The sequence below is a fragment of the Dyadobacter luteus genome, assembly GCF_003383615.1.
Taxonomy (GTDB): domain Bacteria; phylum Bacteroidota; class Bacteroidia; order Cytophagales; family Spirosomataceae; genus Dyadobacter; species Dyadobacter luteus.
This window is the reverse complement of record NZ_QNUL01000001.1, coordinates 368,963-382,702: the sequence shown is the minus strand read 5'-3', so window position 1 is coordinate 382,702 and position 13,740 is coordinate 368,963. Positions and strand designations below refer to the sequence as shown.

The 13,740-nt window shown below is 45.3% G+C and carries 5 protein-coding genes; 4 read left to right on the top strand and 1 reads right to left on the bottom strand.

The window, feature by feature from the left end:
- Positions 1–17 precede the first annotated feature (17 nt).
- The gene (locus DSL64_RS01485) at positions 18–4,139 is read right to left on the bottom strand and encodes a hybrid sensor histidine kinase/response regulator transcription factor (protein ID WP_115828860.1); all 4,122 of its coding nucleotides are present in this window, start codon (positions 4,137–4,139) and stop codon (positions 18–20) included.
- 604 nt (positions 4,140–4,743) lie between these two features.
- Here DSL64_RS01485 and DSL64_RS01480 point away from each other — a divergent pair.
- The 4 genes from DSL64_RS01480 (at position 4,744) to DSL64_RS01465 (ending at position 13,726) form a co-directional block, all read left to right on the top strand.
- On the top strand, positions 4,744–7,884 hold the full coding sequence (locus DSL64_RS01480; protein WP_115828859.1) for a SusC/RagA family TonB-linked outer membrane protein: 3,141 nt from the start codon (positions 4,744–4,746) through the stop codon (positions 7,882–7,884).
- Positions 7,885–7,896: 12 nt separating this feature from the next.
- On the top strand, positions 7,897–9,852 hold the full coding sequence (locus tag DSL64_RS01475; protein WP_115828858.1) for a RagB/SusD family nutrient uptake outer membrane protein: 1,956 nt from the start codon (positions 7,897–7,899) through the stop codon (positions 9,850–9,852).
- Positions 9,853–10,057: 205 nt separating this feature from the next.
- Positions 10,058–11,098, top strand: coding sequence for a glycoside hydrolase family 43 protein (locus DSL64_RS01470; protein WP_115828857.1), 1,041 nt, complete (start codon positions 10,058–10,060; stop codon positions 11,096–11,098).
- 153 nt (positions 11,099–11,251) lie between these two features.
- On the top strand, positions 11,252–13,726 hold the full coding sequence (locus DSL64_RS01465) for a glycoside hydrolase family 95 protein (protein WP_115828856.1): 2,475 nt from the start codon (positions 11,252–11,254) through the stop codon (positions 13,724–13,726).
- Positions 13,727–13,740: the final 14 nt, after the last annotated feature.

Here is a 13,740-nt window from a genome sequence, read left to right as displayed (position 1 = left end):
ACTGGAAGACTCAAATACTATGAACTGGCCGTTGATCCCTGGGAGATCAGCCTTTTCTTTTTAGTCTTATACTCTGTCGGAAGCATATTAAACTTGGCTTTAAAAGACTTTGCAAAGTAATTAGGGGCAGTGAAGCCGGTCATGTATGAAATCTGTGAAATGCTCAGATCGCTGTTTTCAAGTAACACCGCTGCTTTTTCAAGTTTAATTGACCGGATAAATTCAATAGGGGTTTGTCCGCTCATTTCCAGAACTTTGCTGTAAAGTGTACCCCGGCTCATGCCCACATGTTTGCTTAAATTTTCTACGCTGAGCTGAGTACTATGAATGTTATCTTCAATGTAGGACAACATATCTTTGAGAAGTTTCTCCTGGCTGGATTGTATCTGAGGATCCTGCCCTGAGATTTTGATTTGCCGTGAATAAACGCCTTTCAAAAGCCGGTTGAGCAATATCAGGTTGTTAATTTTTGCATTCAGAATGTCAAAATTAAAAGGCTTGGTCAGGTAGTCGTTGGCACCCGAATTGAGACCTTCCAATTGCTGCTGTTCACCGGATGATGCCGTCAGTAAAATAATCGGAATGTGCTTGGTCCGTTTATCTGCTTTGATTTTTTGGCTCAGTGTAATCCCATCCATTTCGGGCATTGCGATGTCGCTCACGATCAGCTCCGGATGATGGCTGAGCGTTTTTTGCCAGCCCTCTTTACCGTTACCAGCCTCAATTACATTGTAATACGGGGTCAGATTTTCTTTAAGATAGTTTCTGAACTCGTCATTATCTTCAATGATCAGTACATTGGAAGGGTCTTCAACATAAGGTTTATCCTTTTTGATACTAATATTTTCAGTACTAATCTTAGATTCAGTACTTTCCTGATCAGAGTGTTGAAGGGCTGGTACCGGTTTGCATTCAGGGCTTATCGGTAAGCTGACTATGAATGTACTTCCGGATCCGGGCTCACTGGTAACGGTGATGGTTCCATTGTGTAAATGAACAAATTCACGTACAATCGAAAGGCCAATCCCGCTGCCCTGATTAAGTACGGACAGATCTGTTTCGTTTTGAAAGAACCGGTCAAATATTTTGTCGTGCTTGTCCTTTGGAATACCCACGCCTGTATCGGAAATGGTAATGGTTAGTGATTGGTTATTATTTTCGTGAACTTGCTGATCGATAGTTAATCTTACCTCACCACCTTTGGCCGTGAATTTAAACGCGTTGGATAGCAGATTAAAAAGTATACGCTCCAGTTTGCCGGTATCAAAATCCATTACAAGCTGACTCAGGCTGTTGTCAATTTTAAACTGAATTCCCTTTCGTATAGAAAGATCACTGAACTGCTCGCAGGTATCCCTGATAAAGGAGACGATGTCTTTTCGGCTCAGATCAAGTGTAAGTTCCTGCTGCTGCATGTTTTTAAAATCCAATAGCTGATCCACCAAATTCAGAAGCCTTTTTGCATTCCTTTTAATGGCTGCCGCAGATGCATGAAGTTCGGTAGCCCTGGTTTTTACCAGAAGGTTTTCAGTGGGCGCAAGAATTAAGGATATTGGTGTTCGGAACTCATGACTTAAGTTGGTAAGAAACTTGATTTTCATTTTGTCCATCTCTTTCGCTCGCTCTGCTTCGGCCTGCTGTTGCTGCTGTTGAAATTGTTTTTTAAGCTTTTGTATACCACGTCGTCTCATGTAGTACACAATCGCGAATGGCGCCAGAAAATACAGCACGTACGCATAAACCGTCAGATAAAACGGTGGCTCTACATGTACAGCCACAGATTTGGTTTGTGGTCCCCAGTTGATCCCATCAGAGCTCGCCTGGACTTCAAATACGTACTTTCCCGGACTCAGGTTGGTATAGCTGGCAATGTTACTGGCGGCGGATTCAGTCCATTCTGTCTGCATTCCCAAGAGCCTGTGACGGTAGTGGACTTGTCTGGGATTGGTGTAATCCAGCGCTGTATAGCCGACAGAAAAATTCTGTTTATAGTCAAGATTGATTGTTTTGGCCACTGAAATATCAGCATCAATAAAGTTTGAATCTGCCGGAGTGATGGTTTTGTTTCCTATTCTGAGATCTTTGAGAATGATGGGCGGAAGGCTTTTACCAGACGGAAGTATGCGTGTGTCAATGTCATTAAAACCAGCAATTCCTCCAAAGAAAAGCATGTTGTCCGATGTACGGATACCGGAACCCAGCACAAACGTTTTGTTTTGAATACCGTTAAAAGAGGTGTAGTTGGTAAACTTTTTACTTTTCGGGTCAAACGTGCTGATTCCCTGGTTAGTACTAAGCCATATACGGCCCTGAGCATCTTCAAGCACCTTATTGACAATGCCGCTAGCCAGCCCTTCCCGCTCCCCGTAAGTTGTAAATTTCCGGGTTTTCGGATTATACAAAGCCAGCCCTTCACCCGATGTCCCAACCCAGATATTGCCGTGGCTGTCCTGTAGCAGCGAGAAAGCAATATTGGTGGGTAAGTCGCTTGTCTGCTTGTTGAGCAAAACAGACTTCTTTGTAGCCGGATTAAAAACCGCAATACCTGTACCGTGAGATGCAATCCAGAGCTGGCCACTGCGATCCTGCATGATATCTCTGATGTATCCGTTAAGAGGGATTATCCTTTGGGAAATAGGGAGGTCAGGTCTGTGATAACGTACTATCTGCTGCGTTTCGCGGTTATAGCGATGCAGACCTCCTCCGTTGCTGCCAATCCATACATTACCATTTCTATCCTTCTGAATACAGAAGATATCATTGTTGGCCAGACTGACAGAGTCTTTGCCACGGGTAAATTGTGTGTAGGCGCCTGTTTGAGGATTGAACCGCAAGAGGCCATCTTGAAATGTGCCAATCCAAAGTTCATTTTCCGAGGCGAGTTCAAGCGCTAAAATAGCAAGACCAGACGAAGCACTTTTGTTTTTTGGATTGATCCGGAATTTTTTAAACAGGTTTGTCTTACGGTTGTATAAGTTGAGCCCTCCGCCATCTGTACCCACAAACAGTTCACCGGATGCCGTCTGTGCGAACGATGTCACAAAAGGTGCGCTCAAACCGTATGGGTCGTTGACGTCTGATCTTGTTAAGCCGAAAATGGCCAGATTTCTGTCATATTTGTTAACTCCTCCTTTGTAAGTCCCCAGCCAGCAAATCCCTTCATTATCGATAAGTATGCTCCTTATCGATTTGTTATTCAGGCTGAACTGTGTTCTGGGGTCAGGCCCGTGCCGTGTAATGGATCCTGTCGCAGTGTCCAAAATATCCAGCCCTGCATCGGTGCAGACCCATAAATACCTGTTGTTTTCCCTGGCCATGGCGAATACCATGTTACTGCTGAGGGAATTCTTGTTCCCTGCTTCGAACCGGAATCTTTGAAGTATCCGTCCGTCTGCATTGAGTTTAAACAGTCCGCTGAAGGTACCTACCCATATGTTGCCCTGGTGGTCTTCCAGGATGGATTTTACAGAGCGTGAGCCAGCCTCATCTGGTAGTGATTGCAGGTAATTCACATGCTCTTCGTATTTATCAAAGGTGTCGATTCTGAACAGGCCTTTGTCTGAGCCTATCCAAACTCTTTGTTTTCTGTCGATGGCTACACTCAGAATCAAACCCTTCGAAATCTGATCGGGAATATGGGCTGAAGAAGAAAAAGTGGTGATCTGACGCGTCCGGGGATTTACACTGATTAGCCCGCCCGAAGTGCCAGCCCATAACCTGCCTTTTGCATCACTGGTTAAACTTGTTACACTATGGGGAGAGGCGATACTTTCAAACGAATCCTTATTCCTGTTATAAAGATGCAGGCCGCCTTCAATTGTACCGACCCAGATACTGCCATGCGCATCCTGATGAAGGCTTGAAATCTCACTCGCTCTCAAAGACGTTGAATCCTTTTTATTATGTCTGTACACCAATACGTCCGTTCCGTCAAATCTGTTCAGGCCGTCTTCGGTCGCAAACCACATCAGACCGTAACGGTCCTTGAGAATAGCAGTAACTGTATTGGAAGACAACCCATCCATGGATGTCAGAGAGGTAAACTTGGGCTCACGGCGTTGCGCCAGAGTAGCAAAAGTAACCCCGATCATTATTGACAGCAAAGAAAGGAGGCGGATGTATGAGTTATTAAAGCACATGGAAAAGATGGGTTAAAATATTACCCGAAAACAAGACAACAGTACCCGCCTGAGCCCGAAAAAAAGTTTAGAATTAATGATGATGTGAAATCCGGATGTTTGATGTCCAAATCCACTGCAAAAACGGTAAATAAATCCAAAAAATGCAAGTTTGTCTCCGAATCCGGCATTTTTTAGTCCAATTTGAACAATAGTACCGTTAAAATGAACAAATGTGCTCACACGGCAGCCTCAATGAATGCTACTTTTGTAGGAAATAAATTAAATAATATCTCAGAAAAGTCATGAATTAAATTTGGTACGGCTGGCAGGTTCATGCTAACGGACAACTGATAAAGGAACACTGAAAAGCAACCGCCCAAAGCGCACCACACGGGGTTCGTCGTGCCAAAATTTAGTATTGTCAAATTGACACTAATTGAGCGGCGTAGCCATAAGTTAATCCTAATCGAAACCATCATCTTAATAATAATGAAATGTTCCTCACCAGTTTATTAAACCCTAAAATCTATGACAAAACCCTGATTGACTCAGCAAATACCGGCTTGCAGAAAGCCCGGCTCTCAAATAAAATTTATCCCAAACATCAAATCATACATCAATTATGCATGACTGTTTATTAAACCGAAATACACTGGCCAGGATTATGGGGCTTTCAAGCCTGCCTATTCTACTGCTGGGTGCTGCCCGGGCAGATGTAATCGCTGCCAGCACAAGCCTTGGCCGGCAGAGTACGCTATCTGTCGCAGACACAGAGATTACAGGTAAGGTAACCGACGAAGACGGCGTAGGTTTGCCCGGCGCGAGCATTCTTGTGAAAGCTACAACGACCGGAACAATTACCGATGCTGACGGAAGTTTCAAATTGAGGGTGACAGAAGGCGCAGACGCCGTTCTGGTCGTATCTCTGGTTGGCTATGTGCCCCGGGAAATAGCGGTGGGTTCACAAAAGACTGTCAATGTTGTTCTTAAATCTGATAGTAAGGTACTCAACGAGGTTGTCGTTGTAGGCTACGGAACTCAGCGCCAGGAAGCTGTGACAGGATCGGTGGTATCGATCACCGGAGACATTATGCGCGAAGTGCCTTCTGCAAACCTGTCGCAGGCCTTGCAGGGACGGGTAGTGGGTGTAGATATTTCACAAACGTCTACCAAACCAGGATCTGCCATGCAGATTCTTATCCGGGGACAACGTTCTTTGCGGGCTGATAATAATCCGTTAATCGTTTTGGACGGTATCCCTTTTGCCGGATCGCTGACGGATATCAACCCCAATAACATCAAGAGTCTTGATATTCTTAAAGATGCATCTGCTACGGCAATCTACGGATCAAGAGGAGCCAACGGTGTAATTCTGATAACAACGAATTCTGGAAAACGTAATCAGAAAGCACTTTTCAGCTATAATGGATTTCACGGGGTCACTTCGGTTTTTGCCAAGTATCCGATGATGAATGGTCCTGAGTTTGCCGCGTTGCGGGCTGCCAGTCTTCAGAGATTTCAAAATACAATCGATGAATCCAATGATGTCGATACTGACTGGCAGGACATGATTTACCGTAACGGTATGATGACCAGCCATGACCTGAGCGTATCGGCAGGTACCGAAAAGGGAAGCTATTCTTTTGGTCTGGGTTACTATAAAGAAAATGCTGTTGTGCCGTTGCAGAACTTTACCCGGTACACACTGCAGGGCTCGGTAGATCAGGATGTTAACAAGTACATCAAACTTGGTTTGTCGACCAACTCAAACTTCACAATTAACAATGGGAATAACATGCCGGCAGTAGGCATGGCGCTTGGAAGAACACCAATAACAAATCCCTACAATGCCGACGGAAGCATGAAAACCCTTGTTCAGGAGCAGACTTCAGGTCCGCAATGGGTTCCTTCACTGGACCGGTTTAACGCGCTGGGAGACAGCTACATTGACCAGTCAAAAGCTTATGGTTCCTACAATACGCTATTCGGAGAGCTGAAGATTCCCGGGGTGACAGGTTTGAAATACCGTGCCAATCTCGGACTTAATTTCAGACATACTACAGGTGGAAACTACCGGGGACAGGGTGTTTTCAGCGGAAACCCGCTTAATGTGTCAGAAGGAGGGATTAATAACTCTCTGACTACAAACTGGGCCATCGAGAACATCCTTAGTTATGATAAGACTATAGGTAAGCACATTATCAACGCAGTAGCTCTTTATTCAGCGCAGCAAAATACATCCAACAATTCCTCTGTTGGTGCCCGCGATATTCCGGCAGATGCTTTTCAGTTTTATAACCTGGGCCGTGCGGATGGTATCATCACTGTCAATCCCGCCAACCAGGGTTACAATCAATGGGGGCTTCTCTCTTACATGGGGCGGGCTATGTATTCCTATGATGATCGTTACATGTTGAGTGTAACCTATCGTGCTGACGGATCATCCCGTTTGGCTTCCGGACACCAGTGGAATGCATACCCTGCTTTTTCAGCTGGCTGGAATATCTCAAAGGAGAGTTTTATGTCCGGAATATCCCAAATAAATCTTCTAAAGCTGAGAGCAGGATATGGGCAGACGTCCAATCAGGCTGTGAATCCTTACGAAACATTAGGTTTACTCTCTACACGACCTTACAACTTCGGAGATGATGTTTATTCAACGGGATTCTATGTTTCCAATGCGCCTAATCCACGGTTAGGATGGGAGTTCTCTAACACTACTAACTTAGGGCTGGACTTTAAACTGCTCAGCAACCGTTTGTCGGGTACTTTCGAATATTACTCTCAGCAAACCAAAAATGTACTGCTTGGAGTAGGCTTACCGGCAACATCAGGTGTGGGCAGTTATACAGCCAATATCGGACAGACCCAGAACCGGGGTATCGAATTTAACCTGAACGGGACAGTTCTCGAAAATGTAAACGGCTGGAGCTGGGATATAGGATTCAATATTTATGCAAACCGCAACAAACTCGTTTCACTTTCATCTGGTCAGCAACGCGACGAAGGAAACTGGTGGTTTGTAGGCCATCCGATTAACTCCATCTTTGACTACGAAAAGGTAGGACTGTGGCAGGAAGGTGATGAGCACCGAAATATCTTAGAGCCGGGCGGTAACGCTGGCATGATCAAAGTGAAATACACAGGCGATTACAATAGTGATGGTGTGCCCACAAGGCCTATTAACGGTACAGACAGACAGATCATCAGCATGCAGCCTGATTTTCAGGGAGGTTTCAACACACATGTTTCTTACAAAGGGTTTGATTTGGGAATCGTTGGTGTGTTCAAAAAGGGTGGATTACTGAATAGTACGCTCTATGGCTCTTCAGGTTACCTGAATAATCTCAATGCCAGAGCGGGCAACAACGTAAAGGTTGACTACTGGACACCGGAAAATACATCCGCAAAATACCCTGCTCCAGGCGGAATAGGAGGTGACAACCCAAAATATGGCAGCACCCTGGGTTACTTCGATGCTTCCTACCTGAAGATCAGAACAATGACATTAGGCTATAATTTTGATTCCCGGCAGTTGGAAAAAGTGGGTATTACCAGACTAAGGATATACTTCACAGCACAAAATCCATTCGTCATGTTTTCTCCTTACCACAGAGAGTCAGGTATGGATCCTGAAACAAACTCTTATGGAAATGAGAACGCAGCAGTTCCGTTGTCAGGTGCACTCAGACGTATACTTACGATCGGAACGAATACGCCCTCAACAAGAAATTACCTTCTTGGAATCAATTTGACATTTTAAATAGTATTTTATATGAAACGGATACAATCTTTGAGCCTGAGGGGGATGATGCTCCTGGTGCTCTTTTCAATAGGATGTACAGATATTCTGGAGGAAAATCCGCGTGCGATATATACGCCGGAGTATTTTAAAACCGAAAAAGGAGTTTATGGCGGGCTAACAGGCATGTATGCCCACTTGCGGTGGATCTTCGGAAACGCTTACTATTACAACTCATGCATGACAGGTACGGATGAAGCGACCTGGGGTGCGAGTGGGGGCGGTAGCCAGTTCCAAATCCACGATTTGACAGGTGGCGGACTGATCATGGCCAACAATAGTGATGCAAGTAATGTCTGGTTTAATGCTTTTCCTAACATCAATACAGCAAATGGTGTTATTGAGAATGCAACTGCTGTTGGAATTTCTGAAGCATTGATTGCCGAAGCACGTTTCTTCCGTGCGTTCGATTACTTTTTGCTTGTTCAGGCATTCGGCGGTGTACCACTTGATCTTGGTTCGGGTGAGCTTGCGTTCAATATCTCGACATTGAGAACATCGAAACGAAACACAGTACCTGAGGTGTATACAAGAGCTATTTTTCCGGATTTGGTAAAGGCTGTCAGTGATTTGCCGGCAACGGGCCGTGTGAAAGGCGGGGTAACTAAAACGCTCGCAAGACTGTACCTTGCAAAGGCTTATCTTACCTACGGTTGGTGGCTTGAAAACCCGAACAACATCCCGACTTATCCGGTAGCTCAACGCACTGATCCGGACGGACACAACGCACAGTGGTATTTTCAGAAAGCTTATGACGTGGCTACCGAAGCCATCGCCGATCCGGGGCCGTTTAAACTTCAGGATACCTATTACGATGTCAACTGGGGACCTAATGACAGAAACAGCGAAATGCTGCTTTATGCTGATCATACTGAAACCAGTGAGCTTTTCAATGGATCAAGCCTGACTTATGCAGGAGGAGGAGATGCAGATAACTTTGCTGTTTGGATGCTCACATGGAACTATACAAGTATTACAAGTTCAAAGACCAATTGGAGTGCACCACAAACAGTTAACTCTGTTCAACGTGAAGCAGACCAGTCTCTGGGACGTCCATGGGTACGTATGGCGCCTCCTCATGAGGTTTTTAAAAATACATTTGCCGATAAAACAAATGATTCAAGATACGACGGAACTTTCACAACCGCTTACCGCGGTAACTGGCCGAAAGCTGGTGTCACAAATGAATTTTTGTACAATGCTAACAATATGCAGGTGCGCCCCGGGCAAGCGATTCTCACATTTCTGAACGAAGATCCTGCGGAAACAATTGACTATTCTAATTCAGTCTACAAAAGTAGCGTGGGACTGGGCGTTTTGCCGGGAAGAGCTGATTATGTTGTCGCACCAAGTGCAATAAGCCGTCTTGTATACCCTGGTCTGTGGAAACTGGGAACTTACAGAACTGATAACGGAACCGGTTTGGGGCAACCGAATGCAGCCAATACCCGTCCGTTTAATATCGCCAAATTCTCAGAACTTTATTTCGTAGCGGCTGAAGCAGCTGTAAAAGGTGCTACAGCAAAATCCGGCCAGACTGCACGGGATCTGGTTAACGTAATCCGTGGTCGCGCAGGAAAATGGCGCTGGAACAATCAGGGAAATGTAGAGAAAATTGCAAACAATAGCGCTGCCATGATTGCGGCTACGCCTGCAGCAATCACTGTTAATTACATTCTGGCAGAACGTTCACGTGAATACTATGGCGAGGGATACCGCTGGTATGATCTGGTACGTACTCAGACCTGGAAAGAGATTGCTGCAAGCTACACGATATGCGGCACTGGGGTAGGTGATCATAAGCCGGTTACTTACAAACGAACTATTGAAAACTATCATTTCCTCAGACCTATACCGCAGGGTCAATTGGATAATCTGGATATTACTGCTGAAGAAAAGGCAGCTTATCAGAATCCCGGGTATATGTAAAACAAAGTGCAGATCAGCCGGTTGCATCATGATAATCGGTTGACTGCAAAGTGAATGCGGATGTAAGTGATTAACCATTAGTTACTTACATCCGGGTTTTGCTTCAAATTTATTGAGATTCAGATGTCAGATGGTTGGAGAGTAGATTCAGTATTCGTTGACTTACTCATTTGATTACCAACATAACTTAGCTTTTAAATTGAATATGATTTCTTTCAACAAACTCATTTTTGTATTTGCAGCCGGAATTGGAAGCGTTTATGGCCAGCAAACACCATCCCAAATTCAGCCATTAGTTAAGGACCTTTATACAGCAGATCCATCTGCACACGTCTTTAACGGAAAAATATATATCTATCCCTCTCATGATGTAGAGGCCGATGTCCCCCAGGATGATGAAGGCGGACACTTTCAGATGCGCGATTACCATGTATATTCCATGGATAAAATCGGTGGCAAAGTAACAGACCATGGCATGGCGCTTGATGTTAAGGATGTGCCCTGGGCCGAAAAGCAGATGTGGGCTCCGGATGCAGCTTACAAAAATGGTACCTATTACCTTTATTTTCCTGCCAAGGATAAAGATGGCGTATTCCGGATCGGGGTTGCTACCAGCAAATCGCCGGCAGGTCCTTTTAAAGCTGAGGACAAACCCATACCGGGAAGTTACAGCATAGATCCAGCTGTATTTACTGACACTGACGGTAAATCTTACATGTATCTGGGAGGGATCTGGGGCGGACAATTGCAGCGCTGGCATACGGGGACTTATGACAAAACGCTGATGATGGATCTTGGGAAAGGCCATGAAAATGAACCTGCTCTAAGCGCCAAAGTAGCCAGGATGAGTGGCGACATGCTGACTTTTGATGAGCCGTTACGCGATGTACAGATTCTGGATGAAAACGGAAACCCTTTACTGGCTGGTGACAATAGCCGCAGATTTTTCGAAGGCGCGTGGGTGCATAAGTATAACGGTAAGTACTATTTTTCTTACTCGACAGGCGATACACATTTGCTGTGTTATGCCGAAGGAAGTTCGCCATACGGACCTTTTACCTACAAAGGGGTAATCATGAATCCGGTTGAAGGTTGGACAACCCATCACTCTATCGTTGAATTCAAAGGCAAATGGTATCTGTACTACCACGATTCAGAGCTTTCAGGTAAAACCCACCTTCGCAATGTAAAGGTGAGAGAGTTACAGCGCGACGAAAAAGGAAGTATCAAAACGATTACTCCCTGATAACCATATCCAATCACCTTGCCCCTGTCTGACAACCGATACACGATACATGCATATTGATGAGAAAAACCCGACTTCCCTACCGTGGGAGCGGGTTTTACAAATCAGTTGCCAGCGGGAATAGTGTCAAAGTCCAGATCAATCTGTTTAAATATGTTCGCAATCTATATACGACGCTCCGTTTTGTTTTTTCTGTTGACGTGTCCGGCGTTTGTTTATGGTCAAAACAACCGGGTACAGAAACTGTGGTATAACCAACCCTCCGGTAAAACCTGGGAAAATGCGCTTCCAGTTGGGAACGGAAGGCTGGGAGGGATGGTCTATGGAAACGTTGTCGATGAAATTGTTCAACTCAATGAGCACACACTTTGGTCGGGTGGACCCAATAGAAATGATAATCCTGATGCATTGGCAGCTTTGCCCGAAATTCGCCAGTTGATTTTCGATGGAAAGCAGAAGGAAGCTGAGAAGCTGGCCAACAAAGCTATCATTACAAAGAAGTCGCATGGACAGATGTTTCAGCCTTTGGGAGAGCTACGGTTGAATTTTTCAGGACACGATAATTTTACCAATTATTACCGCGAACTGGATATCGAGCGGGCACTGGCTAAAACCACTTATCAGGTGAACGGCATAACGTATACCAGAGAGGTGCTGGCATCTTTTCCCGACAGAGTTATTGTGATCAGACTGACCGCAGACAAACCTGGCAGTCTGTCTTTTGATGCTTCGTTTGCTTCACAGCATACAAGGAAGGAAGTAAAGATTACATCCGCGAAGGATTTGACTATTTCAGGAAACAGCTCGGATCATGAAGGCGTTAAAAGTGCTGTTAGGTTTAAAGGAATTGCACGCATCAAAACCGAAGGTGGAATCCTATCCGCAAGCGATACTTCATTGAATGTCAAAGGAGCCAATGCAGCCACTATTTATATTTCCATTGCTACAAACTTTAAAAACTACAACGATGTAAGCGGTGATGAAAACGCACTTGCTCTATCGTATCTGAATAAGGCATCCGCCAAGCCATATAGCGCTATCCTCAATCCTCATATAGCTGCCTATCAGAAGTACTTTAATAGGGTGAAGTTCGATTTAGGTAAAACCGACCAGGGGAAATTGCCTACTGACGAAAGGCTTAAAAACTTCCGGAATGTGAATGATCCTGAACTTGTAACGCTTTACTATCAATACGGTCGTTACCTGCTGATTTCCAGTTCGCAGCCTGGCGGACAGCCTGCCAATTTACAGGGTATTTGGAATAATAAAATGAGACCGCCCTGGGATAGTAAGTACACCATTAATATCAATGCCCAAATGAATTACTGGCCTGCAGAGCGCGCCAACCTGAGCGAGTTACATGAGCCGTTTTTTAAAATGGTAGAAGAACTGGCCCACACCGGTAAGGGAACTGCCAGGACCATGTACGGAGCCAGGGGCTGGATGGCACACCACAATACAGATATCTGGCGGGCAACCGGAGCAATTGATGGAGCATTCTGGGGAATGTGGATTGCAGGAGGTGGCTGGACCAGCCAGCATTTGTGGCATCGCTACCTCTACCAGGGAGATAAGGCCTATCTGGCCAAAGTATATCCGATTTTGAAAGGTGCCGCTACTTTCTATGCTGACTTTTTAATTGAACATCCGAAATACAAATGGTTGGTTGTCAATCCGGGGAGTTCACCGGAAAACGCGCCGGCTGCTCATGAGGGATCATCGCTGGATGCTGGTACAACAATGGACAACCAGATTGCATTTGATGTTTTAACCAGCACAATCCGTGCTGCTGAAATATTGAAAAGAGATGCAGCATTTGCAGATACACTCAGGCAGATCAGAAAGCGTTTACCACCCATGCATATTGGGCAGCATGGCCAATTGCAGGAGTGGCTCGACGACGTGGACGATCCCAACGACCATCACCGCCATGTTTCCCACTTGTATGGATTGTTTCCGTCGGATCAGATATCTGCGTACCGGACACCAGAACTTTTTTCTGCTGCCAGAACCACACTAATGCATCGGGGTGATGTTTCGACCGGATGGAGTATGGGATGGAAGGTGAACTGGTGGGCGAGATTACAGGACGGAAACCATGCTTTCACATTGATTAAAAATCAGCTTTCTCCGTTAGGAACATCGAAAGAAGGAGGAGGCACCTACAACAATCTTTTTGACGCGCATCCTCCGTTTCAGATTGATGGCAACTTTGGCTGTACTTCCGGTATTACGGAAATGCTTATGCAAAGTGCCGATGGAGCGGTCCATCTACTCCCGGCTCTTCCAGACGTGTGGCCGGCAGGAAGCATTGGCGGATTGCTGGCTCAGGGCGGGTTTGAGGTGGTGAATATGAAATGGAGCGAAGGAAAACTCACAACGCTTGAAGTGAAATCCAGGCTGGGTGGAAATCTTCGCCTTCGTTTGCCCAATGCACTCAAATCTGTGAATGGAAAACCAATGCAAAAAGCATCCGGAGAAAATCTCAATGAGTTCTACCGTAGTGTGGAAGTAGCGGATGTCGTGGTTTCGCCTAAGGCAAAACTTACAGAAACAAATCTCAAACCTACCTTACTTTATGATGTGCCCACTCAGGCGGGTAAGTCTTATGTATTTGCAGGACAATAACTTGTTGGGTCCGC